The 24,266-nt window shown below is 59.9% G+C and carries 23 protein-coding genes; 8 read left to right on the top strand and 15 right to left on the bottom strand.

Features of this window, described 5'->3' with window-relative positions; genetic code table 11:
* Positions 1-85: 85 nt before the first annotated feature.
* Positions 86-874, top strand: coding sequence for an alpha/beta fold hydrolase (locus tag GOB81_RS03225; protein ID WP_173568916.1), 789 nt, complete (start codon positions 86-88; stop codon positions 872-874).
* A 56-nt stretch (positions 875-930) separates the two neighbouring features.
* Here the strand turns inward: GOB81_RS03225 and GOB81_RS03230 are convergent, their stop codons facing one another.
* The gene (locus GOB81_RS03230; RefSeq protein ID WP_173568917.1) at positions 931-1,773 is read right to left on the bottom strand and encodes a DUF1217 domain-containing protein; all 843 of its coding nucleotides are present in this window, start codon (positions 1,771-1,773) and stop codon (positions 931-933) included.
* A 209-nt stretch (positions 1,774-1,982) separates the two neighbouring features.
* Between GOB81_RS03230 and GOB81_RS03235 the strand changes: the two genes are divergently transcribed.
* The 3 genes from GOB81_RS03235 (at position 1,983) to GOB81_RS03245 (ending at position 5,357) form a co-directional block, all read left to right on the top strand.
* Positions 1,983-3,482, top strand: a complete 1,500-nt coding sequence (locus GOB81_RS03235) for a circularly permuted type 2 ATP-grasp protein (RefSeq protein WP_173568918.1) — start codon at positions 1,983-1,985, stop codon at positions 3,480-3,482.
* The gene (locus GOB81_RS03240; RefSeq protein WP_173568919.1) at positions 3,464-4,531 is read left to right on the top strand and encodes an alpha-E domain-containing protein; all 1,068 of its coding nucleotides are present in this window, start codon (positions 3,464-3,466) and stop codon (positions 4,529-4,531) included. The genes GOB81_RS03235 and GOB81_RS03240 overlap by 19 nt, the downstream gene beginning before the upstream one ends.
* A gap of 103 nt (positions 4,532-4,634) precedes the next feature.
* Positions 4,635-5,357 (top strand): DsbA family oxidoreductase, encoded by a 723-nt coding sequence (locus GOB81_RS03245; RefSeq protein ID WP_173568920.1) that lies wholly within the window; start codon positions 4,635-4,637, stop codon positions 5,355-5,357.
* On the opposite strand, the gene GOB81_RS03250 is transcribed toward GOB81_RS03245, so the two are convergent.
* Entirely contained in the window at positions 5,334-6,308 is a 975-nt protein-coding gene (locus GOB81_RS03250; RefSeq protein WP_173568921.1) for a bile acid:sodium symporter family protein, read from the bottom strand. The genes GOB81_RS03245 and GOB81_RS03250 overlap by 24 nt on opposite strands.
* Between GOB81_RS03250 and GOB81_RS03255 the strand changes: the two genes are divergently transcribed.
* A complete protein-coding gene (locus GOB81_RS03255) occupies positions 6,301-7,344 on the top strand; it encodes a hypothetical protein (RefSeq protein WP_242010014.1) in 1,044 nt (347 codons plus the stop codon). The genes GOB81_RS03250 and GOB81_RS03255 overlap by 8 nt on opposite strands.
* 114 nt (positions 7,345-7,458) lie before the next feature.
* Positions 7,459-8,352, top strand: coding sequence for a lipid-binding SYLF domain-containing protein (locus GOB81_RS03260; protein WP_173568922.1), 894 nt, complete (start codon positions 7,459-7,461; stop codon positions 8,350-8,352).
* A 34-nt stretch (positions 8,353-8,386) separates the two neighbouring features.
* Here GOB81_RS03260 and mltG read toward each other — a convergent pair whose 3' ends face one another.
* From mltG to GOB81_RS03280, 4 genes are all read right to left on the bottom strand, one after another.
* Entirely contained in the window at positions 8,387-9,472 is a 1,086-nt protein-coding gene (gene mltG / locus GOB81_RS03265; protein WP_173568923.1) for an endolytic transglycosylase MltG, read from the bottom strand.
* The gene (locus tag GOB81_RS03270) at positions 9,433-10,311 is read right to left on the bottom strand and encodes an aldose 1-epimerase family protein (protein WP_173568924.1); all 879 of its coding nucleotides are present in this window, start codon (positions 10,309-10,311) and stop codon (positions 9,433-9,435) included. The genes mltG and GOB81_RS03270 overlap by 40 nt, the downstream gene beginning before the upstream one ends.
* A 67-nt stretch (positions 10,312-10,378) precedes the next feature.
* Complete coding sequence (locus GOB81_RS03275) at positions 10,379-12,652, bottom strand: RNA degradosome polyphosphate kinase (protein WP_408736897.1); 2,274 nt, start codon at positions 12,650-12,652, stop codon at positions 10,379-10,381.
* 198 nt (positions 12,653-12,850) lie between these two features.
* The gene (locus GOB81_RS03280) at positions 12,851-13,687 is read right to left on the bottom strand and encodes a P-loop NTPase family protein (protein ID WP_242010015.1); all 837 of its coding nucleotides are present in this window, start codon (positions 13,685-13,687) and stop codon (positions 12,851-12,853) included.
* Between GOB81_RS03280 and purM the strand changes: the two genes are divergently transcribed.
* Together purM and purN are read left to right on the top strand one after the other, a co-directional pair.
* Positions 13,686-14,768: a phosphoribosylformylglycinamidine cyclo-ligase gene (gene purM / locus GOB81_RS03285; RefSeq protein WP_173568926.1), complete on the top strand. Its 1,083-nt coding sequence runs from the start codon at positions 13,686-13,688 to the stop codon at positions 14,766-14,768. The two genes, GOB81_RS03280 and purM, sit on opposite strands and share 2 nt — an antisense overlap.
* 12 nt (positions 14,769-14,780) lie before the next feature.
* Positions 14,781-15,407: a phosphoribosylglycinamide formyltransferase gene (gene purN, locus GOB81_RS03290; RefSeq protein ID WP_173568927.1), complete on the top strand. Its 627-nt coding sequence runs from the start codon at positions 14,781-14,783 to the stop codon at positions 15,405-15,407.
* Positions 15,408-15,500: 93 nt separating this feature from the next.
* On the opposite strand, the gene lpdA is transcribed toward purN, so the two are convergent.
* From lpdA to GOB81_RS03335, 9 genes are all read right to left on the bottom strand, one after another.
* On the bottom strand, positions 15,501-16,910 hold the full coding sequence (lpdA, locus tag GOB81_RS03295) for a dihydrolipoyl dehydrogenase (protein ID WP_173568928.1): 1,410 nt from the start codon (positions 16,908-16,910) through the stop codon (positions 15,501-15,503).
* 69 nt (positions 16,911-16,979) lie between these two features.
* Positions 16,980-18,221 carry a pyruvate dehydrogenase complex dihydrolipoamide acetyltransferase gene (locus GOB81_RS03300; RefSeq protein WP_173568929.1) on the bottom strand — a complete coding sequence of 414 codons (1,242 nt, stop codon included), beginning with the start codon at positions 18,219-18,221 and terminating at the stop codon, positions 16,980-16,982.
* Positions 18,222-18,233: 12 nt separating this feature from the next.
* Complete coding sequence (locus tag GOB81_RS03305; RefSeq protein ID WP_173568930.1) at positions 18,234-19,583, bottom strand: pyruvate dehydrogenase complex E1 component subunit beta; 1,350 nt, start codon at positions 19,581-19,583, stop codon at positions 18,234-18,236.
* 5 nt (positions 19,584-19,588) lie between these two features.
* Entirely contained in the window at positions 19,589-20,617 is a 1,029-nt protein-coding gene (gene pdhA / locus GOB81_RS03310) for a pyruvate dehydrogenase (acetyl-transferring) E1 component subunit alpha (RefSeq protein ID WP_277876866.1), read from the bottom strand.
* A complete protein-coding gene (locus tag GOB81_RS03315) occupies positions 20,614-20,997 on the bottom strand; it encodes a hypothetical protein (protein WP_173568931.1) in 384 nt (127 codons plus the stop codon). The genes pdhA and GOB81_RS03315 overlap by 4 nt, the downstream gene beginning before the upstream one ends.
* A complete protein-coding gene (moaC, locus tag GOB81_RS03320; protein WP_173568932.1) occupies positions 20,990-21,505 on the bottom strand; it encodes a cyclic pyranopterin monophosphate synthase MoaC in 516 nt (171 codons plus the stop codon). Before moaC ends, GOB81_RS03315 begins: the two co-directional genes overlap by 8 nt.
* Before the next feature lie 9 nt (positions 21,506-21,514).
* Entirely contained in the window at positions 21,515-22,372 is an 858-nt protein-coding gene (trpC, locus tag GOB81_RS03325; protein ID WP_408736892.1) for an indole-3-glycerol phosphate synthase TrpC, read from the bottom strand.
* A gap of 132 nt (positions 22,373-22,504) precedes the next feature.
* Positions 22,505-23,599 carry an anthranilate phosphoribosyltransferase gene (gene trpD, locus GOB81_RS03330; protein ID WP_173568933.1) on the bottom strand — a complete coding sequence of 365 codons (1,095 nt, stop codon included), beginning with the start codon at positions 23,597-23,599 and terminating at the stop codon, positions 22,505-22,507.
* Positions 23,600-23,629: 30 nt separating this feature from the next.
* Entirely contained in the window at positions 23,630-24,226 is a 597-nt protein-coding gene (locus GOB81_RS03335) for an anthranilate synthase component II (RefSeq protein WP_173568934.1), read from the bottom strand.
* Positions 24,227-24,266 lie beyond the last annotated feature (40 nt).

The raw sequence follows: 24,266 nt of genomic DNA on the forward strand, positions 1-24,266 counted from the left end.
CGCAGAGTCAACTCGAAGAAAATGTTTTCTGAAGACAAAGCGGGGAGCTAACACGCTCATCTGTCAGTCCAGGAAATGGGAGCTTATGCTGTTCGAAGATTTCACGCTGCTGAACGAGACTCTGAACGGTCTGCCTTATCGCGTCCGTGAAGCCGGAAACGGGCCAGCCCTCATGTTGCTGCATGGTCGTCCCGAAACCCATGTCATGTGGCACAAGATAGCGCCGCGACTGGCTCGGAATTTCAGTGTCATCTGTCCGGATCTTCACCCGGAACGCCCTGTTGCCCAGCAAGCGCTCGATCTGCTCGAACTGGCGGCCCGATGGGGGCATGAAAGCCTTGTCATAGCGGGTCACGATTATGGCGCTTATATCGCCTGTCAGATGGCGAAGGAGGCACCTCACCGGGTGCGAGGTCTTGCTCTTCTGGAAGCGCTGCCCTTTCTGGATCACTCCGGTCGGGACGATATGGCCCATTCTCTTGCTCAGTATAAAACCTGCTGGTTCGGGCAACTTCATCACAAACCGGAAGCAAACCTGTTCCCCGTCCCGACCGATATTTCCACCGTCGACACGGCTCGGAATGACAGCATTTTCGCACCGGAAGCGATCGACGATTATCTTGCGTCGTGCATATGGCATGGGGAAATCGCCAACCCCCAGCCCTCTGCTCACACGGGCATCACCTGCCCAATTATGGTTTTGTGGGGTGCAAAGGGACGACTGGGCGGATGGTATGAACCGCCTTCCCTTTGGAGCACCGTTTCAACCGCGCCGGTTACTGGCAAAGCCATCGACGCAGAGCATTTCCTGCCAGAGGAAGCTCCGGATGAGGTTGAAACCGCACTTGAAGAATTTCTGGCCTCCCTTTCCTGATGGACGACCAAAACCTCTTCGAGTCAGAAACACATTACTCCGCCAGAACCGTTCTCTTAGCCAAACAGGGAACTGATGAGGGATGTTCCGGTGGCGGTGGCACCAAAGAGGGTGAGAATCGGATCGCTCGACCCATCGGAGCCATACAATGAAAGAAGCGTGGCCGATTTAGTGACGGTCTGCGGATCGAACTGCAACGTGGTCAGATAACGTTCCGCATAATTCTGGATTTTCTCGGCAGAAGAAAAATCCGAAAGCTTTACCGTTTTCTCAAGCAGCCGTTTCTGCTCGTCGTAATCAAGAACGCCGAACTGCGTCGGATTATACCCACTTACCGTTTCAACAACTTTCAGAAGCGTCGGATCAGCCATGATATCATTCAGCGTCGTGGCGCTTGTCATCGTTCTGGTAAAATACAGGGCATTACCGACGCCGGACGTGCTGGTCGAATTTTCCAGCGACGTTTCGTAAGATTTTTCCTCGTATTTCGAAACGATCGAATCAACTGTCGACTGATCTGCAAAAGGGGATGTCGTGGAGGATGAGGAGCCGCTTTCGCTCCAGACCGAAAAAGCCTTCGCAAAAGCGACCCATGCCGAATTTCCCGACTTGGCAGCCACAGAGGTGGATGAAGTGGGATCCTGTGTGAGAAGATCCTTCACGAGCGCAGTCGAATTCTGCAATGAGCCAAGACCATAGGCACCCAGCACGACGGCGAGCGCCTTGTAATTTTTCATGAGATCGCTGGCGGACGTGATCTTGACGGCGTCTTTTTCGAAATTAGACACGTCGTTGGTGACTGTTGCATCGGTCTCGGCATATTGTGCCGCTGTCTTGCTCTCGTCCTTGAGAGACGTCAGATAAGTTACGACCGGTGAAACACCGCTCAATCCAGACATGCGAGACCTCCATCAGTCGGCTTTTTCCGACATTTGCGTCCGTCGGCAGACTGTGAAGCGCTAAAATTAACAATCAATTAAAGTCATATGCGCAAAGCGCATGAACCGGCCTCTTTTTGGGCTTGGCGACACAGGATTTTCTTGCTCTTGTGTAACGAACTTCTCCCTGCTGACAGCGTTTTGAGGGAGAAAATCGGTCAGGAGCACTAATGGTCCATCACCCGCACGGACAGACCGGATTTCCCCCGCCAGCAAGCGCTGCCCAGTCCCCGGAAGGGCTGTTTTCCGCTTACAGGAACGGGCCCTTTTTCTGCGAACTCACGAACAGCGGTGCACCGCCCGACCCAAGAATTGAACTCATTCTTGAAAGACTGAACGCCCTCCCCCTCGACGACCTCCGCAAACGCGCCGCACAGGCGGAGCAGGAACTTTACAACCTCGGGATCACGTTCACGGTTTATTCGGAGCGGGATGCCATCGACCGCATCCTGCCGTTCGATCTCATTCCCCGCATTCTGACGCAGGCTGAATGGCAGCATGTCGAAGCGGGCGTGAAGCAGCGGGTCGCAGCGCTCAACATGTTCCTGTGGGATATCTACCACGACCAGAAGGCCCTGAAAGACGGGATCATCCCGCGTGAACTGGTCGTGGGAAACTCCAATTTCTGCGAGGCAATGATCGGGCTGGATGTGCCGGGGGGAACGTATGTCCACATCAACGGCACCGATCTCGTCAGGGACGACACCGGACGCTTCCTCGTGCTTGAAGATAACGGTCGCACGCCCTCGGGCGTCTCTTATGTCATCGAAAACCGCCACACCACCCTGCGCGTGATGCCCGATGTCGTCGCCGGGATCGACCTCATGCCCGTCGATGAATATGGGATGAGGCTTCACGACGCGCTGGCGCAGGTGGCTCCGACAGGGGTGGACAACCCGCAGGTGGTGCTGCTTTCCCCCGGCATCTACAATTCCGCCTATTTCGAGCATGTCTTTCTCGCGCGTGAAATGGGCGTGCCGCTGGTCGAGGGCCGTGACCTCGTCACGGAGAATGACCGTGTTTATATGCGCACCACCGGTGGTCTGCGGCCGGTTCACTCGATCTATCGCCGCCTGAACGATGATTTCCTCGATCCGGAAGCCTTCGATCCCTCAAGCATGCTCGGTGTGCCGGGACTGCTGAGAGCCTATCGAAAAGGCAATGTCACCATCGCCAATGCCATCGGTACAGGCGTCGCGGATGACAAGGCCGTCTATGCCTACATGCCGAGGCTCATCCGTTATTACCTGTCGGAAGAACCGATCCTTTCCAATGTGGAAACCCATATCTGCGGTGAACGGGAGGGGCTGGCCTACACGCTGAACAATCTGGACAAGCTGGTGGTGAAGCCCGTCGGTGAATCAGGTGGCTACGGCCTTATCATCGGTCCTCATGCCACCCGCGAGGAACTGGCAGATTTCCGGCGCAAGCTAGAAGCCGATCCGGCAAATTACATCAGCCAGCCCGTCGTGCAGCTCTCGGTCTCCCCCACCCTATGCGAAACGGGTCTGGAATCACGCCATGTCGATCTGCGGCCCTTTGCGGTCACAGGAAAAAGCACGTGGGTGCTGCCGGGTGGCCTTTCGCGGGTAGCCCTCAAACGCGGTTCGCTTGTCGTCAATTCGTCGCAGGGCGGCGGCTCCAAGGACACATGGGTGCTGGCATCATGACCATTACCGTTGATCCCATCGCAACACTCCCTCCCCAGCCCCTTCTGTCCCGCTATGCCGAATGCGCCACCTGGCTGGCGCGTTACATGGAACGCATCGAGAATCTAGCGCGCATCATCGACATCACTGAGACGTTCGTGCGCTCCGGAGCGGCAGACGGCTGGCAAGCCATTATCCAGATCAACGCGGATGAAGATCGGTTCTTCAAGGCCCATGCAAAAGCGACGGCTGAACGGGTCATCGCATTTTATGTGATCGACCGGGAGAACCCTACCTCCATCGTGTCGCTTGCCCATGCGGCCCGTGAGAATGCACGCTCCCTGCGCCCGATCATTTCAGTGGAAATGTGGGCGCAGCTCAACGTATTCACCAATTTCATCCGCGACCTGCGTGCTGCCGACATCCGCCCGAGTGAGATTTCGACCCTCTGTTCCCGTATCAAGGAAGCGTGCCAGACCCACACGGGGATCACGGAAGGAACGCTCTACCGCGATCAAGCCTCTGTTTTTTACAATATCGGGCGTCATATCGAGCGCGCCGACCAGATCACCCGGCTGATCGACATAAAATATCATACCCTTCTGCCCTCCGACGCCGGAGTAGGGTCGGAAGTGGACATAAGCCAATGGTCGGCTCTTTTGCGGTCCGCTGCCGGATATCATGCCTACCGGCGCGTCATGGCGGGTGATATCCGTCCGTCCAGCATCGTCGGTTTCCTGCTGCAAAGCGCCGCGTTTCCCCGTTCACTGACCACCAACCTGCGCCTGCTGCATAATTGCCTCACCCAGCTTCGGCGCGATTACCGGTTGCTTCCCTCTTCCCGTATTCTCGAACGTGTCGAGCATCTTTGTGCCGTTCTGGAAAACCAGACCGCTTCCCAGATCATTCTGCGTGGCCTGCATGAGTTCAACGACTGGATGCAGTATGAGCTTCAGTCAGTCCAACGGGAGATCGGGGAGACTTTCTGGCCAAAAGAACCCCTGACGAGTTTATTTGCCCCTTCTGACGGAACCTTCCCTGAAGGGGGAATGACACAAAGCCAGACCTGAAAATAAAAGGCCGGATCGCACACAGGCTGTTCCGGCCAAAAATTTTCCCGAAACGACGAATCAAAGTGGGCTATTTCCATCCTGTTTCTCTAAGATAACGGGTATGAACATGCTCGCGCCCGCCAGATCAGGGATGTGCGTCGAAGTCGTCTTCGATTTCGTCTGCCCGTGGTGCTGCATGGGCGTCAACCGGACGGTGAGTGTGTTCGACAGCCGTCAGGACGTGGACGTTGTCTATCGGTGGCGACCATTCCTGCTCAATCCGTCCCTTACGACGGATGGCATGGATTTTCGCACCTACCTGCGAGCGCTGCATGGCACCGACGAACGGATTGAGCGCCTGCTTGTTCTCATCGAAACGCATGCCCGACAATTCGACAGCCTCATCCGTTTCGACCGCATCACGCGAGTCCCTGCAACGCTGAATGCTCACCGTCTCGTGGAATGGGCATCATCACGCGGCAACTGTACGCCTCTCATTCTGGGAATCTTCGAGGCGTTTTTCAGGGATGGTTCCAATATCGCCGAACCCGTGGTGCTGGCCGACATTGCCGAACGTCATGGGTTCGACCGTGATCTGGCCCTGCATTTCCTTTCGGGCCAGACGCTGGCGGGAACCGTCACGTCAGGCCAGATCAAGGCGCAGAAAGCGGGAATTAACGGCGTCCCATCCCTTATGATCGAAGGGCTGACCCTGACCGGCGTTCATGACGAACCCGTTCTTCACAAGCTGATGGACGCCGCCCTGTGGATTTCAGGACCGGAAAACAATCTGGCAATCCGGCAGCAGGGTGCCGGACTGTCATCCCTCTTTCAGGTTTCCTGAAGCCTCTTTTACGGCAGTGCGCGCAAACCGTTGCGCCATGACGGCGCATACGAAGAGCTGAATCTGGTGATAGATCATCAAGGGCAGAACCACGAGCCCGACGGTCGAGGCTGGAAACAGCACGTTCGCCATCGGCACACCGGACGCCAGCGTCTTTTTGGACCCACAGAAAACGATCGCGATTTCGTCTTCGCGTGAATAACCCAGACCACGGCTACCAAAAGCCGTGATGACAAGGACACATGCGAGCAGAACGCTATCTACAAGCGCAATGAGGGCGACCTCCGTCAGCGGCAGACGATGCCACAGCCCCTGCACGATCGCCTCACTGAACGCGGTGTAAACGACCACCAGAATCGACCCGCGGTCGGAAAAGGACAGAAGTTTCTTGTGTCGCTGCGCCCAGCCACCGATCCACGGCTGGAGGATTTGTCCCAGCACAAACGGCAGCAGAAGTTGCAGGACGATGTTGAGCGCACCGCCGGACTGGGCTCCCTGTTTCGCCAGCACGATCCCGACAAGAACCGGTGTGATGAAAATGCCGAGAATGTTGGAGGCTGTTGCCGAACAGACGGCGGCAGGGACATTGCCGCGTGCTATGGATGTAAAGGCGATGGAGGACTGCACCGTCGATGGCAGGCAGCACAGAAACAGAATCCCCGTCCAGACATCCGGCAGCAGCAGACCGGGTACCAGGGCGTGCAGGCCGAGACCAAGCAGAGGAAACAGCACGAACGTGCACCCAAGAATGGTCAGGTGCAGCTTCCATGCGGTGAGGCCGCTGATGACTGCCGCCCGTGACAGCCGCGCCCCTTGCAGGAAAAACATCAGGGCGATCAGGGCGATGGCCAGAGTCTGGAAGACCGGCACCGCCGCACCATGACAGGGTGCGAGCGTCGCGATACCAAGCGTCGCCAGCAAGCTGAGAAGAAACGGGTCCGGCTTGAGCATCAAGGCGTTTCCAGTGCGAAAAGGAATCGGCATTCCGACTGTTGACTGTCTTGCCCTGCAACGCATTGCGCAGAAAGACCAGTTGGGCCACTTTTATGCCCGTATGAAACACTTAGCCATTCACTCCCCCCGGCGCTTCAGCCGCCCCCACCGCGTGGCAACAGCCATTCTGGGCTGTGCCATGACGCTTTCCGGGGCTTCCTCGCTCCACGCAGCCACGGTCCCGGCCGGCTGCGCGAGCATTCACCATGATGGTGCGGACAACGGCGCTGCGTTCGATCACGTCGTTGTGACGTTTCCGGGCAATGGGGGCACACTGACAGCGACGCATGAAACGCTCAGTGGCGCGGGCGAATCAGCGACCGGACTTGCCGATGCGTCTTCGGTACTCCTGCTTGCAGCACTGGTTGGGCATCACAATGCGGCCTGCTCGCAATGGCTGGAGAATGAAGGCAACGCCGCCGAAGCCGCTCTCCAGGCAGGTCATGGGCTGAATGTTTCATGGAGCAACGTTTCCGCGCGGCATGCGACCCTTCGGATCGCACTGGCAACGACGTCCCTTGCGATCAGCAGGCAAGGCTCCGATGCCGGGGCTTCCCTCTCGATGACGGGAGTGACCACGAGCGGTGTCGAGGCGCCTTCTATGATCCCGCAATCCGCGCAGGCGGTTTTCTCGCTTCCGGCCGACGAACTTGCCGGTCTCATGGCGTCCACTGCCGGCAAACTCGCGCAACTGCCTGCCGTGCATGTCACAATCCATTCCCTGACTGCGAAACGCGACACGGTGGAACTGTCGGGAAATGGCCGGGCGACGCTGACAGGGCAAAACAGCAGTGCCTCGGCGAGCGGTCATATGGAAATAAAGGATCTGAGCAGCCTGATCGACAAGGCCCGGCAGGATTCCCAGACGAAGATCGCGGCGGCACTGATTATCGCCCGTCTTGTCAGTCACAAGAGCAGTGGCAGCAACACATGGGACGTAAACTGGGAAGGCGGCATACTGACGGTGAATGGTGTCCCGCTTCCGCTTAAATAAGATCTTTCTTTTTCGTGCCATGCTAAATTTGCGCTCACGCATGAGCTTCGCCATGCTTGGGCCACACATTCCGGCAATTCTGCCTCACCATCACCTTCATGACAGGAGACTCGCATGCGGGTGCGCCGCCTGACCCGGTTATTTCTTTCTTCCACCGTTTTTCTGGGAATTTCCGGCTTTGCTTCGGCCAGCCATGCCGATAGCGGCACGGAGCAGACACTTGTCGACAAGGCCACGCTGGCAGTTCAGGACATTTTCACCGGCGCAAAGACAAGCGACCGCGTCTATCGTTACCTTGCCAAATCCCGCGCCGTGATGGTCTGCCCGTCGATCTTCCATATGTCGATCGGCATCGGTGGTTCGAATGGTGGCTGTCTGCTGCTCTCCCGTGATGCACGCGGCTCCTGGTCAGACCCGGCTTTCTACCGGCTGAGCGGTGGTTCCGTCGGCTTGCAGTTTGGCGTCCAGTCATCGGAAATGATGTTTTTCGTGATGACGGATCGTGGGTTGCAGGCGCTTCTGGACAGCCAGTTTCAGTTCGGGGCGAACGCGGCGGCCTCATTCGCGACAATGGGCAGCGGCATTGAAAGCGGCACGGCGGGCCGGTCGAACACCGACATCATGGCGATCCAGAAATCGGAAGGTCTGTTTGCCGGGGTTTCACTGGGTGGCTCTAAGCTGACGGTCGATAGTGACGCCAACCGGGCTTATTACAACCAGATCGTCGGGCCTACAGAAATCGTCATCTCAATGCGGGTAAACAACGCTGGCGCGGACCCATTGCGGGAGATCCTGACGCGCTACAATACGGCTGCAGGTGCGGCGGCAACAGCCACGTCGACGGTCGGAAGCGCGAGCACCGGTGCAGGCACGACCGCCAGTGGCGAAGCACAGCTGACGCCCTACAACAGCGCGCCCGTCGTCAGCAGTGCGAGCGGAGTCCAGAGCCAGTCTCTGGCGCCGATCAAATCCCAGTCGCTCTCCGCCGCAAAATCTCACGGCTACTGATCGCCAGCCTGACTCCTGAGGTGCCCGGTTCCCGTCAGGGTGACGGGGCGCCCCCGGAGACACCATCCTGCATCTTGCGCAAGGCGGCGACATTGCGGTTGTGCTCATCCAGCGAGCCCGCGAAATTATGACCACCATTGCCTGTCGCCACGAAATAGAGATCGTCGCCCGGCGCAGGATGCGCCACGGCCTGTAAAGCCGCCCCACCCGGCGAACAGATCGGTCCCGGCGGCAGGCCCGTCACCATGTAGGTGTTGTAAGGGCTTGGGGTCATCAGATCGCTGTGCGTAAGCGGTCGACCCAAGGCTCCGGCTCCATTGTTCAAGGCAAAGATGGTGGTCGGATCTGACTGAAGCTTCATTCCAAGTTTCAGCCGGTTGAGAAAGACCCGCGCAATATGCGGCCGCTCGTCCGGGAGACCCGTTTCTTTCTCGACAATCGAAGCCAGCGTCACAAGCTGGGCCGGATCCGTAAGCGGGATGGTCTGGTCCCGTCCCTGCCATATCGCATCGACTTCGCGACGCATGGCGTGCTTCATCCGCTCTGTCAGGGCCACCCGATCCGTATCGCGGAGATAGCGATAGGTTTCAGGCAACACTTCCCCTTCGCCCAACTCTTCAGCCGTGCCTTTCAGAAAGGGAGCCGCACTGATGATTGTCAGAATCTGGCTTGCTGTCAGCCCTTCCGGAATGGTGAGCGGATGCAGGACGGGCCGACCGTGGCGCAGGACCGACAAGATATCCCGCATCGACGCATGAGCGGGAAAGAGCAGCTCCGCCGCATGGAGTTGGCCTTCCCTGTGCGTCAGGGGAATTGCGGCGCGAAAGACGAACGTATCGACCGCATCCGTAGAAAGCGCCTGCCCCTGCTGGAGCGCGGCAATGGTACTGGCGTACCCCCCGTGCGGAATGACCAGCGCCGTGGCTTCGGGCAGAGGTCCCGGCATCGTGTATCGCCACCATCCTGCGCCGACCGCGCCTGCGCTGGTCACTGCCGCCGCAAGAAACAGACCGCCCGCCAATCGCCCCCAACGGAAGCGTTTGGTCTGCTTTCCGCTCTTTTTTGCAGGCTTCGCCTTCTTCAAGCCGGAACCGCTTTCACCGACCAGTGGGCGGTCCATTCCTGATGCGGCTCAACATGCACCAGCCCCGGCTTGTCCCGGAACTCGCCTGAAAAACCGTGCGGCGTGGCATATCCCTGCCACGGCTCGATGCACAGGAAATGGGCGCCGGGTTTTGTCCACACGCCAAGCTCCGGAAAGCCGTGCCATGACAGGCGCAGGCCAGTGTGGCCCGGTCGTCCGAACACAACGGACCGGCTCCTGATACGATCGAAAATGATAGCGTCTTCGTGGAACAGATCGTCGCGCAGCGCGAGCTTTCGCCCTTCAACCGGTGTGGCGCGTGCGGCAGGATCGAGCAGTCCCTTTTCAAGGCGACGGATCGGTTCCGGCTCCGCTTCCTCAAAGAGCAGGCTGTAGTCTTCACGCCGGTCCCCGTCATGGAGAGGCCAGCGGAAGGCCGGATGCGCACCAAGCGAGGCAGGTAGCGCCCTGCCCTCCTCCATGTTTCGCAGTGTATAGGTGACGGTCAGTTCACCATCGGCGATCTGATAGGCCAGCCAGAGCCGGAACCGGAACGGAAATATCTTCAGGGACTGTTCGTCCGCTTCCAGCTCCAGCACACAGCCAGCCGGCTTGCGTTCCACCCAGCGAAACGCCCGGTCTCGCGCGAACCCATGCTGGGTCATACGGTAATTCTTGCCGTCGATCGTCGCCTCATCCCTTGGCAGCCGACCGACAATGGGGAACAGCACGGGCGAATGACGCTGCCAGGCTGAACCAGCATCCCACAGAACGTCGGCGCCATCAGACAATCGCAGTGCTACAAGCTCCGCGCCCTGCGCTGAAACGGCTGCGGTCAGGGCATCGTCACCAAACGTATGAATCTCTGCGGTCATTACGGGTCTCCGGAATCTTCCCTGTTTTATAGGAAGATTCCGGAAAATCCGCAAAATGGAAGACAGCTCAGTCGTCAAGAAGCCGGTCACGGGGCGGCTGTGCGGCGCGACCGGTAATATCGAGAGCCGCAGACCCTCTCCCCGACAGGGACGGGTGCGTCATGAACCACTCATGCGCCGAGAAAGGCTTGGTGCCCGGATCGAGCCGTCGCCATACGCCGTTCTTCTCCAGAATCCATGACTGGAGATTGTCCTTGAGGTCCGTGACCATGATCTGGTCGAGAACCTGCGCGTGCACCGTCGGATTGGTGATCGGGACCAGGCTCTCGACACGCCAGTCCATGTTGCGGGTCATCCAGTCGGCTGAGGAGATGAACACCTTGGCAGAACGCGATGGCAGGCGATGGCCGTTGCCGAACGCATAGATGCGCGCATGTTCGAGGAAACGTCCTACAATCGACTTGATGCGGATATTCTCGGACAGGCCCGGCACACCCGGACGCAGGCAGCACATGCCGCGCACGACGCCCATGATCTTCACGCCTGCGCAGGATGCCTCGTACAGCTTGTCGATCAGCTTCGGATCCACAAGCGCATTCATCTTCAGCCAGATCTGACCCGGCCGCCCCTGACGAACATGCTCGATCTCCGCGTCGATGAGATCCTTGAGCGTCTTGCGACATGTCAGCGGCGAGAAGGCGATGGCCTCCATCTTCGCTGGCATCGCATAGCCGGTGACATAGTTGAACAGCCGCGCCGAATCGCGGACCAGTTGCGGATTGCAGGTGAAGAAGGAGAGATCCGTGTAAATCTTGGCCGTGATCGGATGGTAGTTACCTGTTCCGAAATGCGCGTAGGACCGGACCGTCCCGCCTTCCCTGCGCACGACAAGACTCAGCTTGGCATGTGTCTTGAGGTCGGAGAAACCGAACACGACCTGGACGCCCGCCGCTTCGAGCGCACGGGACAGACGGATGTTCGCTTCTTCATCGAAGCGGGCACGAAGCTCGACCATGGCCGTGACCGACTTGCCAGCCTCGGCGGCCTCGATCAGCGCTTTCACGATCGGGCTGTCGCGCGACGTGCGATAGAGCGTCTGCTTGATGGCGATCACGTTCGGGTCGAGCGCAGCCTGCCGCAGGAACTGCACCACCACGTCGAAACTTTCGAACGGGTGATGGACGATCAGGTCTTTCGCCCGGATCGCCGCGAAACAGTCCCCGCCATAATCCACGATCCGCTCCGGAAAGCGTGGTGTGTAAGGAGGGAACAGCAGATCGGGACGGTCATCGACGATCATCTGTTTCAGATCGACCACACCGATCATACCGGAATGAACGGATACTTCCTCAGGTGGCAGGTCCAGTTCATCGACGATGGCGTCAGCCAGTTCACGGGGAACCCGTTCCTCCATGTCCACATGGATGACCACGCCGCGCCGACGCTGTTTCAGGGCCGTCTCGTAAGACCGGACCAGATCCTCCGCTTCGTCCTCGAACTCGACATCGGTGTCACGAATGACGCGCACCATGCCGCCTTCCTCCACGGCCAGCCCCGGATAGAGCCGGTCGATGCAGAGAATGATGAGATGCTCCAGCAGCACGAATCGGACGGCTGGCGGCTTGCCCGGAGGTGACGGCAGGCGGACGAACCGGTCAACCTGCGCTGGCAGCAGGATCAGCCCGTTCATGACGAACAGGCCGGTTTCCTCCGAAACCAGCCGCAGGCCAAGCGCCAGCCCCATGTTCGGAATGAACGGCAGCGGGTGCGCGGGATCGACGGCCAGTGGCGTCAGGACCGGAAACACGCGGTCCATGAAATAGTCAGAAAGCCACGCGTGATCCGCGTCGTCGAGTTGCTCCAGACCACACAGCGTTACACCGGCTTCCTCGAGAAGCCCCCGCAGGTGAATCCAGATACGCTGCTGCTCGCTGAACAGGCGCACGCAGCGTTCACGGACCGCGGCAAGCTGGAGCGCGGGCGTGAGGCCGTCCGGCGAGAGGGAAATAAGTCCTTCGCGCACCTGCCCGACAAGTCCGGCGACGCGCACGGAATAGAATTCATCGAGATTGCTAGCGCTGATGGAAAGAAAGCGCAGGCGTTCAAGCAGTGGGTTGCGGGGATTGTCCGCTTCCTCGACCACGCGCTGGTTGAAGGCAAGCCAGGAGAGTTCACGGTTGATGAAACGATCCGGCGAAGTGGCCGTGATTTCGACCGGCGGCGCAGCGGTCTTCCGGCTACGAGAGGTCGTTCCCGAAGATGTCGTCAGGGCTTTCGCAGCTGTGGTTTTCCGACGTGAACGGGGCGTTCTTGTCGCCGCCGGTGCACGCGTTCCCTTCACGCGACGGCCAACACCTCCCGTTTTACTCCCTTCCTGCTCAGACAATTGGCTCTCCCGATGCGGCTGTAATCCAGCCATCTGTTTATAAAAAAACGCTATGCGTACGTTCCATCGTATGAGCGCTTCCTACGCTTGTCATATGACATTTTTGGAAAGAACAGCATCCGGACGCCATTCCGGCACATCTGCGAGGGATGATCAGCCTGAAAAACCGTCCTCGTGCATCGCTGCGAGCACGCGGGACGCGGCCGCACGATCAAGGGGCTGCGCTGTCGCCAGCGTGACGACATCGATCCGCCGCACTGCCTCCTCAATGGCCACGGCCTCACGCGGAAGACGGTGGAGGAGCCAGTCGGTCACATGCCGGGAAACGACAAGCTGCCGCTCCGCCAGAAGACGCAGCATCAGCCGGTACAGCAGCACATCCTCCGCCGCCCCCACTTCCACCACCATCGTCGCCCGGAGGCGGCTGCATAAATCGGGGAGCGAGACCTGCCACCGTCCCGGCGGCGTGCGCGCAGTCATCAGCAAGGGGATCTGCCGTTCCTTCGACGTGTTGATGATCCGCAGAAGCGCCAGTTCATCCACGCCGTGATCAGGTAACGCATCCAGCGCCAGGGCGCAGGGCGACTGTTCCACCAGCGTCGCGACATCGGGCAGTCCATGCTCCGCATCCACGATCAGCGCATCCTGCCGCTGGCCCCAAAGCCGCAGCAGATGCGTCTTGCCGCGCCTCGGGCCGCCCCACAGAACAAGACGACCATCCGACCAGCTTTTCTGCGCATCGCTGGCGAACAGCCACGTCCGCGCGGCCGCATTGGAACGCGCGCCGACAAATCCGGCCTCGTCAAAGCGTCGCTCGTGCCGAAAAGGCAGGGGCATCTGCCGTGCCTCTTCCGGCTTTCCGTCCCCGGAACCGAAGGGGCCGGAGCGTTCTGGATCACAAACCTGTTCCGTCACCGCTATGCGCGCCGCCTCGCCTGCCGTAATAGAGTGCTGATCTCTCCGATACCGCAAAAGACGAGCCGAAGCCATGAACGCATCCACCCCGGACACCTCATCTCAGGGCCTCACCTATCGTGAGGCTGGTGTGGACATCGAAGCGGGCGACGCCCTTGTCGAGGCCATCAAGCCCGCCGCCAAGGCAACCACCCGCACGGGCGTGATGGGGGGCCTCGGTGGTTTCGGGGCACTCTTCGACCTGAAAGCCGCCGGTTTTTCCGATCCGGTCCTCGTCTCCTGCACCGATGGTGTCGGTACCAAGCTGAACCTCGCCATCGACAGCGGACTGCATGATACGGTCGGCATCGACCTCGTGGCCATGTGCGTCAACGACCTTGTCGTGCAGGGGGCGGAGCCGCTGTTCTTCCTCGACTATTTTGCGACCGGCAAGCTCGCGGTCGAAGACGCCAGCAAGGTCGTGCGCGGCATTGCCGAAGGCTGCCGCCTGTCCGGCTGCGCCCTTGTCGGTGGTGAAACGGCCGAAATGCCGGGCATGTATGCTCCCGGCCACTATGACCTCGCCGGTTTTTCGGTCGGTGCGGCGGAACGCGGCAAACTCCTCCCCGGCACCATCCGCCCCGGCGATGCGCTGATCGGTCTCACATCCAGCGGCGTTCATTCCAACGGGTTCTCGCTGGTTCGCCGTATTCTGGAAAAGTCAGGCCTCACCCTGAACGATGCCGCTCCCTTTGCCCCCGGCCAGACCGTTGGCGAAGCGCTGATGACGCCCACCCGTCTCTATGTCTCTCAGGTGCTCGCCCTGCACCGTGAAGGGCTGCTGAGCGGAGCGGCTCACATCACCGGCGGCGGCCTGCCGGGCAACCTGCCGCGCGTTCTCCCCAACGGCACCAAAGCCGTGATCGATGGACCGTGGACCCCGGCTCCGGTGTTCGGCTGGCTGGCGACGGCAGGCGGTGTCTCGACGGAAGAAATGCTGCGTGTGTTCAATTGCGGGATCGGCATGGTGCTCATCACCCCGAAACCCGACCTCGTCATGGCGCGCCTGAGCGAAATGGGTGAAACGCCCGTCGTGCTCGGCCAGATCGAAGCTGCGGAAAGCGATACTGCGGCACCGCTTGAAATGACGATTTCACCGGATTTCAGGCACGCCTGAGGATTGTTGACTGTGACCGTTCGCAAGACCCCCCTCGCCATCCTCATCAGCGGTCGCGGGAGCAATATGCGCTCCCTGATCGCGGCCTGCGCCGAGCCGGATTTCCCGGCCCGCGTGGTGCTGGTACTGAGCAATAAGGAAGACGCGCCGGGGCTGGATTTCGCTCGGCAGGCGGGATTACGGGCGGAAGCCGTCCCGCACAAGCCGTTCGGCAAGGACCGCAAGGCGCATGAGCGCGCGATTGATGCGCGCCTGAAAGAGGCTGGCGCGGAGTTCATCTGTCTCGCTGGCTATATGCGCCTGCTGACGCCCTTTCTGACGGACGCATGGGCGGGGAAGATGATCAACATTCATCCCAGCCTCCTACCCCTCTTCCCCGGCACGCATACGCATGAACGGGCGCTTGAAGCGGGCGTGCGGGTGCATGGTTGCACAGTGCATCATGTGACGGCGGGCATGGATGAAGGACCGATTATCGCTCAGGCGGCTGTGCCCGTGTTTCCACGCGAGGATACAGCGGACGCCCTCGCTGCACGGGTGCTCGCGCAGGAGCATGTGCTTTATCCGGCAGCGCTTCGGCTGGTGCTGGGCGTTAAAAGCGACACCGTGGAAAAGAACACATCACTGGTCGTTGTGTAATTACAGGAATACCACTCGTTTCCTGTAAGATGTTACCATGTATTGGCTTCCGGATTGCCAGATTACAGGTCCGGAAGCCAATACACTTATCAACTAGAAATGCAGCGCCCCGTCATAGGCGGCAAGAACTGCTTCATGCATCGACTCAGAGATCGTCGGATGCGGGAAGATGGTTTCTTTCAGTTCCGCTTCTGTCAGTTCGCCACTACGGGCGATGACGTAGCCCTGAATCATCTCAGTCACTTCCGCGCCGATCATGTGCGCCCCGAGCAACTCGCCGGTTTTGGCGTCAAACACCACCTTCACCAGCCCTTCCGGCTCACCCATGGCGATGGCCTTGCCGTTACCGATGAACGGGAAGCGGCCGACGCGCACTTCGTGACCAGCCTCTTTCGCTCTGGCTTCCGTATAACCAACGGAGGCAACCTGCGGACGGCAGTAGGTGCAGCCCGGAATCTTCGTGACATCAATCGGATGCACATGCTTTCCGGCAATAGCTTCCACGCACATGACGGCCTCGTGGCTCGCCTTGTGCGCCAGCCAGGGAGCACCGGCCACGTCACCGATGGCGAACACGCCCGGCTCACCAGTGCGGCAGAGATCGTCGGTCACGATATGGGTGCGATCCACGACAATCTTCGTGCCCTCAAGCCCGATATTCTCGACGTTGCCGACAATACCAACCGCTGAAATCACCCGATCAAACGTGAAGGTTTCTTTCTTGCCAGCCGCTTCGATCTCGACCGACACATCCTTGTCGGACTTCTTCAGCGTGCCGAGCTTCGCGCCCGTGAGAACCTTCATTCCCTGCTTCTCGAAAGCCTTACGAGCCAGATCGCTGATTTCCTCGTCTTCAACCGGCAGAACGCGATCCGCGACCTCTACCAGCGTCACTTCGGAACCCATGTTACGATAGAAGGAGGCGAACTCGGTGCCAATCGCGCCGGAGCCGATCACCAGCAGGCGCTTCGGCAGTTCGTCAGGCACCAGCGCCTCGCGGTAGGACCAGACGAACTTGCCGTCCGGCTCCAGTCCGGGCAGCGTCCGGGCGCGGGCACCGGTTGCCAGAATGACGTTCTTCGCGGTCAGCGTGATGGATTTTCCATCCTTCAGCGCCACTTCCACCTTGCGCTTCTTGCCATCTGTTCCGGCCAGTTTCGCAAACCCGTCGAAAACCGGCACCTTCGCCTTCTTCAGCAGATGTCCCACACCACCCGAAAGCTGCTTCGACACAGCGCGCGAACGGCCCACCACCTTCTGGAAATCGAAGCGGGGATTGTCCACGGCAAAGCCGAACTGCCCGAGATCATGCAGGAGATGATTGATTTCAGAAGCGCGGAGCAGCGCCTTGGTCGGGATGCAGCCCCAGTTCAGGCAGATACCGCCCAGATGGCTGGCCTCCACGACTGCAACCGACAGCTTGAGCTGGGCTGCGCGAAGGGCCGCCACATAGCCGCCGGGACCGCCGCCTACGACAACCAGATCAAAATCAGTGGTGCTCATGTGATATTTCCTGATTGAACGTCCGTCGGGCGAGCGGTTCATGCCCGCGCCGACGAACGGAACGGCCTGTCAGACGACGAGCGTAAACGGACTTTCGACCACATCGCGGAAGGTGGCGGACCACTTCGCCGCCAGCGCACCGTCGATGGCGCGGTGATCGACCGACAGCGTGGTCGTCATCACCGTTGCCATACCCAGCGAACCGTCATCTTTCACCACGGGCCGCTTCTCGCCTGCCGCGATGGCAAGGATACCGGCCTGTGGCGGGTTGATGATCGCAGAGAAGGAACTGACGCCGAACATGCCCATGTTGGAGATCGAGAACGATCCACCCTGGAACTCTTCCGGCTTCAGCTTGCCCGCGCGGGCACGGGCCGCGAGGTCTTTCATCTCGGTGCTGATCTCACGCAGGGACTTGCGGTCGGCCTGCCGGATGATCGGCGTGATGAGGCCATCCGGGATGGAAACAGCCACCGAAATGTCCACGTCGTTATACTCGATCAGTGCTTCGTCCGTGAACGAGACATTGACGCCTTTGATACGACGCAGCGTGACAGCGGCGGCCTTGATCAGCATATCGTTGACCGACAGCTTGAACGCGTCCGGCCCTTCGGCAGGCGATGCCGCGTTAAGCTGGCTGCGCAGAGCGAGCAGCGCGTCGAGTTTGATGTCCACCGACACATAGAAATGCGGAATGGTCGTCTTCGATTCCGTCAGGCGACGGGCGATGACCTTGCGCATGGTGGAATGCGGCGTGCTTGTCGTGCCGCCCGGTGTGTAGGCTGCGACCGGAGCGGACTTCGCTGCGGCTACTCCACCACCAGCTTTCGCGGCTTCCACATCCTTCTTGACGATACGTCCGTTGGGGCCGCTGCCTTTCAGGGTGGACAGGTCGATGCCTGCATCTTTGGCGATCCGCTTCGCCAGCGGAGAGGCGAAAACGCGGTTGCCTTTTTCCACCGAAGCCTTGACCTGCGGGGCCGGAGCCGCCGCTTTCGGTGAAGCAGAAGCTGCCTCGGCCTTTGGTGCGGCTGCGGGAGCAGAGGACGGTCCTGCCGGAACCTCCTCACCTTCCTCAACCAGAATGGCGATCGGCGTGTTGACCGCCACGCCCTCCGTGCCTTCCGGCACAAGGATCTTGCCGAGCACACCCTCGTCCACGGCCTCGACTTCCATCGTGGCCTTATCCGTCTCGATCTCGGCAATCACGTCACCGGACGAAACGGTGTCGCCTTCTTTCTTGTTCCACTTGGCCAGCTTGCCTTCGGTCATCGTCGGCGAAAGAGCGGGCATCAGGATATCGATAGCCATGATGTCTTCCCCTCAGACGATTTTGGTGACGGCGTCCACAACCCAGTCGGGCTGCGGCAGGGCCAGCTTCTCAAGGTTGGCGGCAAACGGCATCGGCACGTCGAGGCCAGCCACGCGCACCGGCGGCGCATCGAGCCAGTCGAAGGCGTGCTCGATCACCTGCATGGCCACTTCCGCGCCGATACCGGCATACGGCCAGCCTTCCTCAACCGTGACGAGACGACTGGTCTTCTTCACGCTCTCGACGATCGTCGCGGTGTCGAGCGGACGCAGCGTGCGGAGATTGATCACCTCGGCATCAATACCCTTTTCCGCCAGCAGTTCGGCAGCAGCCAGAGCCGTCCCGACGCTGATGGAGAACGCCACGATGGTCACGTCCTTGCCCTGACGCTCAACCTTCGCCTTGCCGATCGGCAGGATGAAGTCCTCATCCACCGGGCAGGCGAACTTCTGACCGTAGAGAATCTCGTTCTCGAGAAAGACCACCGGGTTCGGATCGCGGATGGCCGCACGGAGCAGGCCCTTCGCATCGGCTGCCGACCACGGAGCCACGACCTTCAGGCCCGGCACATGGGCGTACCAGCTGCCGAAGCACTGCGAATGCTGCGCGCCGACGCGCGCCGCTGCACCATTCGGGCCACGGAACACGATCGGACAGGAGATCTGGCCACCGGACATGTAGTGCGTCTTGGCCGCCGAGTTGATGATGTGGTCGATGGCCTGCAAGGAGAAGTTCATGGTCATGAACTCGACGATCGGCTTCAGGCCGGTCATCGCAGCACCCGTGGCCATACCCGCAAAGCCATGCTCGGTGATCGGCATGTCGATCACGCGCTTCTCGCCGAACTCTTCCAGCAGACCCTGCGAAACCTTGTAGGCACCCTGATACTGGGCGACTTCCTCGCCAAGCAGGAACACATCCGGATCGCGGCGCAGTTCTGCCGCCATCGCATCGCGAAGCGCCTCACGCACTGTGATCTCGCTCGTCTCACCCCAGTCTTTTTCCGGCTCGGAAACCGGTGTCGGAGCGGGCACGGCAACCGAAGCTGCAGCTTTGGGCTCTTCGCGGGAAGACGTTACGGGAGCGCTCCCTGCGGACGGCGCATCGGGAACGGCCTCGCCTTGCTCAACCAGAATGGCGATCGGTGTGTTCACTGCCACACCTTCCGAGCCTTCCGGCACAAGGATCTTGCCGAGCACGCCCTCGTCCACGGCTTCGACTTCCATCGTCGCCTTGTCGGTCTCGATTTCAGCGATCACATCTCCGGAAGAGACGGTGTCGCCTTCCTTCTTGTTCCACTTGGCCAGTTTGCCTTCGGTCATCGTCGGCGACAGCGCTGGCATCAGGATATCAATAGCCATCCGTCTTATTCCCCTACCAGCACGTCGGTAAACAGTTCCGAAGGATCAGGCTCCGGACTGGTCTTGGCGAATTCTGTCGCCTCGGCGACGATTTCCTTCACCTTGTCTTCGACTTTCTTGAATTCGGCATCTTCCACGCCTGCGGTCCTGAGCAGATTACGGACATGGTCGATAGGATCACGATGCTGCCGGATCTCATCGACTTCCGTGCGCTGACGATATTTCGCCGGATCGGACATCGAGTGTCCGCGATAACGATAGGTCGACATCTCCAGAAGATACGGCCCTTTGCCCGCGCGGCAGTGGGCAACAGCCTCCTGCGCGGCAGCGTTCACCGCTTCCACATCCATGCCGTCGACCTGCTTGCCCGGGATGCCCCAGGGCTCACCGTTGCGCCACAGTTCCTTGGATGCCGACGCGCGCTCGACGCTCGTTCCCATACCGTAGCGGTTGTTTTCGAGAATGAACACACAGGGCAGCTTGTGCAGGGCCGCGAGATTAAAGCTCTCGTAAACCTGCCCCTGATTGGAAGCGCCCTCGCCATAATAGGTGAGCGAGACCTCATCCGTGCCGCGATATTTGTTGGCGAAGGCCAGCCCGATACCGAGCGAAACCTGCGCACCGACGATGCCATGACCGCCATAGAAGTTCTTTTCGCGCGAGAACATGTGCATCGAGCCGCCCTTGCCGTGGGAAAGACCCGTGGCGCGGCCCGTCAGTTCCGCCATGACGCCGCGAGGGTCCATGCCAGCCGCCAGCATCTGCCCATGATCGCGGTAGGAAGTGATCACCTTGTCACCGGGCTTCTGTGCCATCTGCACACCCACGACCACGGCTTCCTGTCCGATGTAGAGATGGCAGAACCCGCCGATCAGGCCCATGCCGTAAAGCTGACCGGCCTTTTCCTCGAAACGGCGGATCAGGAGCATGTCGTAATAGGCCTGCTTCAACTGATCCGTCGTCAGTCCCGGGTGATTCCGGCCATCCGCGGCGCCGTCAGGACGAGATTGTCCCGAGATGTTCGTTTCGGTCATGGAGTTGCCTTTACCTCATCGGTTTTCAGGATCTGATACGCTCTGCAATTCCAAAGTTTCGAAAACAATTTCGCGACCAATAGTTTTATTATCGGGATGGATATCATCTGGCTGAAATAGACAGGTCTCTCACGAAGTACATGGAATTGTCTTTCGACGGGAAATGCCTGTCGCATCCTTAGTTTCATCGCGTCCGATTGATAACGCAGACGAATCTTTCTGCAAGTCCGCTGTATCGGTGCGGGCACACATCCCCCCGCTTTCGCGACGACTTTCCGGATATCAACGAGGAAAATTTTCCATAACGCGGCCGAAAAATTTTCCTGGGCAGACTGGAGGGACTGCATCAGTTGCCACTCCACCGCCGCGCTGTCACGCACGCTGGAAATCTCCGGAACGACCGCCCGTTTTTTGCATCAGCCGGATATCGCCAATCCGCATTTCCCGATCGAGCGCCTTGCACATGTCATACAGGGTCAGCGCGGCGACACTGACAGCCGTGAGCGCTTCCATCTCCACGCCGGTCGGGCCGGTCGTTTTGGCAATCGCCTCGATCTCCAGTCCTTTTTCATCCGGTGTGATGAAAACTTTCAGCGATGTCAGGCCAATCGGATGACATAGCGGGATGAGATCGGAGGTCTTTTTGCCAGCCATGATTCCGGCGATCCGCCCTGCGGCAAGGACGTCGCCCTTCGGGGTCGCCCCCCGGACGATCAGATCAAGCACATCGGAACGAATGTCGATGCGCCCCCGGGCGACGGCAAGACGTTCTGTCGAAGCCTTGGCGGAGACATCCACCATGACTGCACGCCCTTCCGCGTCCAGATGGGTAAAACCATCGACGCCGACGACGCTGCCTTCTCTACCCTGCGGGCTGTATTCACTCATGATGGTGGATCAGACCGGAGCCAGCAGCGCTTTCAGCCCTTCTCCCGGATCGGGATTTCTCAGAAGGGATTCTCCCACCAGAAAACCGCTCGCGCCGACGGACGAAAGACGTTTGATGTCCATGTTCGTCTTGATGCCGCTTTCCGAAACGATGATCTTGTCGGGCGGCACCAGAGGCGCGAGCTTCATCGTCATTTCGAGATCGGTTGTCAGAGTTTTCAGATTGCGGTTGTTGATGCCGACCAGAGAGGTGTCGAGCGCCAGCGCCCGGTTCAGCTCTTCTTCCGAATGCACCTCGACCAGCACATCCATGTCGAGCCCCTTGGCGTGATCGACCAGACCTGCGGCTTCATCATCCGTCAGGATCGCCAGGATCAGGAGAATGCAGTCCGCGCCGATGATGCGGCTTTCATAGACCTGCCACGGATCAATGATGAAATCCTTACGGAGCACCGGAAGCTGACAGGCGGCGCGCGCCGTCACAAGGTCCTCGTTCGCACCGTGGAAGCAGGAGCTTTCCGTCAGGACAGAAAGACAGGCAGCGCCTGCCGCTTCATAGGATTTCGCGATAGCCGCCGGATCATAATGATCACGCAGCAGTCCGGCTGAAGGCGATGCCTTCTTGATCTCGGCGATCAGGCCCGGCTGGAGGTCGGCTGTCTTTTCTTTTAGCGCCCGACCGAAACCGCGCGGCGAAAAATGCGTTTCCAGTGCTTTGGCGGTGATGTCCTTGAGACTGAGCAGGGTCGAACGGTGCCCCACCTCGATCCGCGTGCGGGCAACTATACGACCAAGAACGTCTGACGGTTCACCTTCGTGGGCCGTCGTCACCTCAGAGGTCGCCTGATCCGATGTCTCGTTCATCATATCTCCGTCTCACAAATGAGCGTGGACTGACCCGAACAAGGCCACTCGCATTCTCTTGATACATTAAGGCATCACGACGCCGAGCGCTACCACGTCATCCCGGCGAAAATTCCCGACCCTGAAACCGGTCAGTCAGGCAGACTCACGCGCCGACCGGAGAGCAGCCATTGCGGCGCCACCATCAATCGCGCCGGCAACCACTCCGACCAGTTCGCGGAGCATTGCCGGATGCACTGTCCCGTCTGTCCGCAGCACGGACCCTTTGCCTGCCACATGCAGCGCACAGGCTGCATTGAAGAGGACGGTATCACGATAGGGACCGTGCGCACCACCTAACAAGGCTTCCAGCGCCGCTGCGTTTTCCTGCGGACCTCCGCCTGCAATGGCTGACACCGGAGCCGAAGGCAGACCGGCCATTTCAGGCTCCAGCACAAGCCTGAAACGGTGACCGTTTTCCAGTGCTTCCACATGTGTCGGACCGGCGAGGGTCACTTCATCGATCCATTTCCGCGCCACGTCGGGGACTTCCCCGCACACAGCCCAGACGCGGACCGATCCGAGTTTCTGCAGCACATCGACCATTGCAGGCAGCCACTCGGCATCCGACACACCGACCAACTGACGTGTCACACGGGCCGGATTGACCAGCGGACCGACGAAATTGAACAGTGTGCGCACACCCAGCGCACGTCGCACCCCCGCAGCATGACGCATTGCCGGGTGGTGATGCGGTGCGGCCATGAAGGCGAGATTACGTTCCCGCAGATCAGCGCCGAGCGTCGCGATATCATCTTTCAGCGGCACACCCAGCGCTGTCAGCACATCCGACGCACCAGCCCGCGACGACAGCGCCCGGTTACCGTGCTTGGCCACCGGCACGCCGAGACCTGCCAGCACGAAGGAGACAGCCGTGGATACATTGAGCGTTCCGTGGCCATCGCCACCCGTGCCGCAGACATCGATGGCATTAGCGGGCGGCTCATGGAGCGCCTTCATGCGTGACCGGATGGCGCGCACGGCACCCAGCAGTTCATCGGGCGTCTCCCCCCGCGAACGCAGGGCCATCAGGAAACCGGCGATCTGAACATCGCTCACGGTCCCGTCCATAATCAGGCTGAAAGCCTCTTCCGACTCTTTTTCGCTCAGCGGCGCTCCACTGGCAACGTGTCGAAGCACCGCCCCAAAACGCTCGTGGTTCTCAACGGATGAGCTGGATGGGATCGTCATGACCAAAATCCTGCCGACACGGGAAAACCTCTAAGCCGCATGCCGGGCATCGTTCCAGCCCCGCGCAATCGACAGGAAATTCCGCAGCATGTCATGGCCGCCTTCGGACGCGATGCTTTCCGGGTGGAACTGCACGCCATGAACCGGATACTGGCGGTGACGCAGGCCCATGATGAGGCCATCGTCCGTCCAGGCCGTGCGTTCCAGCACATCCGGAAGCGAGGACGCCTCCACAACGAGGCTGTGATAGCGCGTAACCTGCACCGGGTTCGGCAGTCCGGCGAACACGTCCGCGTTGTCGTGATAAACCGGCCAGACCTTGCCGTGAACCGGTTCGGGGGCACGGATCACCTTGCCGCCGAAAACCTGACCGATGGCCTGATGGCCCAGACACACACCGAGGATCGGGGTCGTCGGCGCCAGCGCCCCGATCAGGTCGCAGCAGATGCCCGCCTCGTTCGGCGTGCAGGGACCGGGTGACAGCACAATGGCTTCCGGCTTGCGGGCCACAACCTCCGCGACACTCAGCGCATCGTTGCGGTGAACCTCGCATTGCTCCCCCAACTCCCCGAGATAATGGACGAGGTTGAAGGTGAAGCTGTCATAATTGTCGATCAGCAGGATCATGGCGTCATGATGACGTTCTCCGCCATTCCGGTCAAACGGA

The organism is Acetobacter conturbans (assembly GCF_011516755.1).
GTDB lineage: Bacteria > Pseudomonadota > Alphaproteobacteria > Acetobacterales > Acetobacteraceae > Acetobacter > Acetobacter conturbans.

Coding starts and splice junctions, on each gene's coding strand:
- GOB81_RS03225 (WP_173568916.1), top strand. CDS start 86: ATGCTGTTCGAAGATTTCACGCTGCTGAACGAGACTCTGAACGGTCTG.
- GOB81_RS03230 (WP_173568917.1), bottom strand. CDS start 1,773: ATGTCTGGATTGAGCGGTGTTTCACCGGTCGTAACTTATCTGACGTCT.
- GOB81_RS03235 (WP_173568918.1), top strand. CDS start 1,983: ATGGTCCATCACCCGCACGGACAGACCGGATTTCCCCCGCCAGCAAGC.
- GOB81_RS03240 (WP_173568919.1), top strand. CDS start 3,464: ATGGGTGCTGGCATCATGACCATTACCGTTGATCCCATCGCAACACTC.
- GOB81_RS03245 (WP_173568920.1), top strand. CDS start 4,635: ATGAACATGCTCGCGCCCGCCAGATCAGGGATGTGCGTCGAAGTCGTC.
- GOB81_RS03250 (WP_173568921.1), bottom strand. CDS start 6,308: ATGCTCAAGCCGGACCCGTTTCTTCTCAGCTTGCTGGCGACGCTTGGT.
- GOB81_RS03260 (WP_173568922.1), top strand. CDS start 7,459: ATGCGGGTGCGCCGCCTGACCCGGTTATTTCTTTCTTCCACCGTTTTT.
- mltG (WP_173568923.1), bottom strand. CDS start 9,472: ATGGACCGCCCACTGGTCGGTGAAAGCGGTTCCGGCTTGAAGAAGGCG.
- GOB81_RS03270 (WP_173568924.1), bottom strand. CDS start 10,311: ATGACCGCAGAGATTCATACGTTTGGTGACGATGCCCTGACCGCAGCC.
- purM (WP_173568926.1), top strand. CDS start 13,686: ATGAACGCATCCACCCCGGACACCTCATCTCAGGGCCTCACCTATCGT.
- GOB81_RS03280 (WP_242010015.1), bottom strand. CDS start 13,687: ATGGCTTCGGCTCGTCTTTTGCGGTATCGGAGAGATCAGCACTCTATT.
- lpdA (WP_173568928.1), bottom strand. CDS start 16,910: ATGAGCACCACTGATTTTGATCTGGTTGTCGTAGGCGGCGGTCCCGGC.
- GOB81_RS03300 (WP_173568929.1), bottom strand. CDS start 18,221: ATGGCTATCGATATCCTGATGCCCGCTCTTTCGCCGACGATGACCGAA.
- GOB81_RS03305 (WP_173568930.1), bottom strand. CDS start 19,583: ATGGCTATTGATATCCTGATGCCAGCGCTGTCGCCGACGATGACCGAA.
- pdhA (WP_277876866.1), bottom strand. CDS start 20,617: ATGACCGAAACGAACATCTCGGGACAATCTCGTCCTGACGGCGCCGCG.
- moaC (WP_173568932.1), bottom strand. CDS start 21,505: ATGAGTGAATACAGCCCGCAGGGTAGAGAAGGCAGCGTCGTCGGCGTC.
- trpC (WP_408736892.1), bottom strand. CDS start 22,372: ATGATGAACGAGACATCGGATCAGGCGACCTCTGAGGTGACGACGGCC.
- trpD (WP_173568933.1), bottom strand. CDS start 23,599: ATGACGATCCCATCCAGCTCATCCGTTGAGAACCACGAGCGTTTTGGG.
- GOB81_RS03335 (WP_173568934.1), bottom strand. CDS start 24,226: ATGATCCTGCTGATCGACAATTATGACAGCTTCACCTTCAACCTCGTC.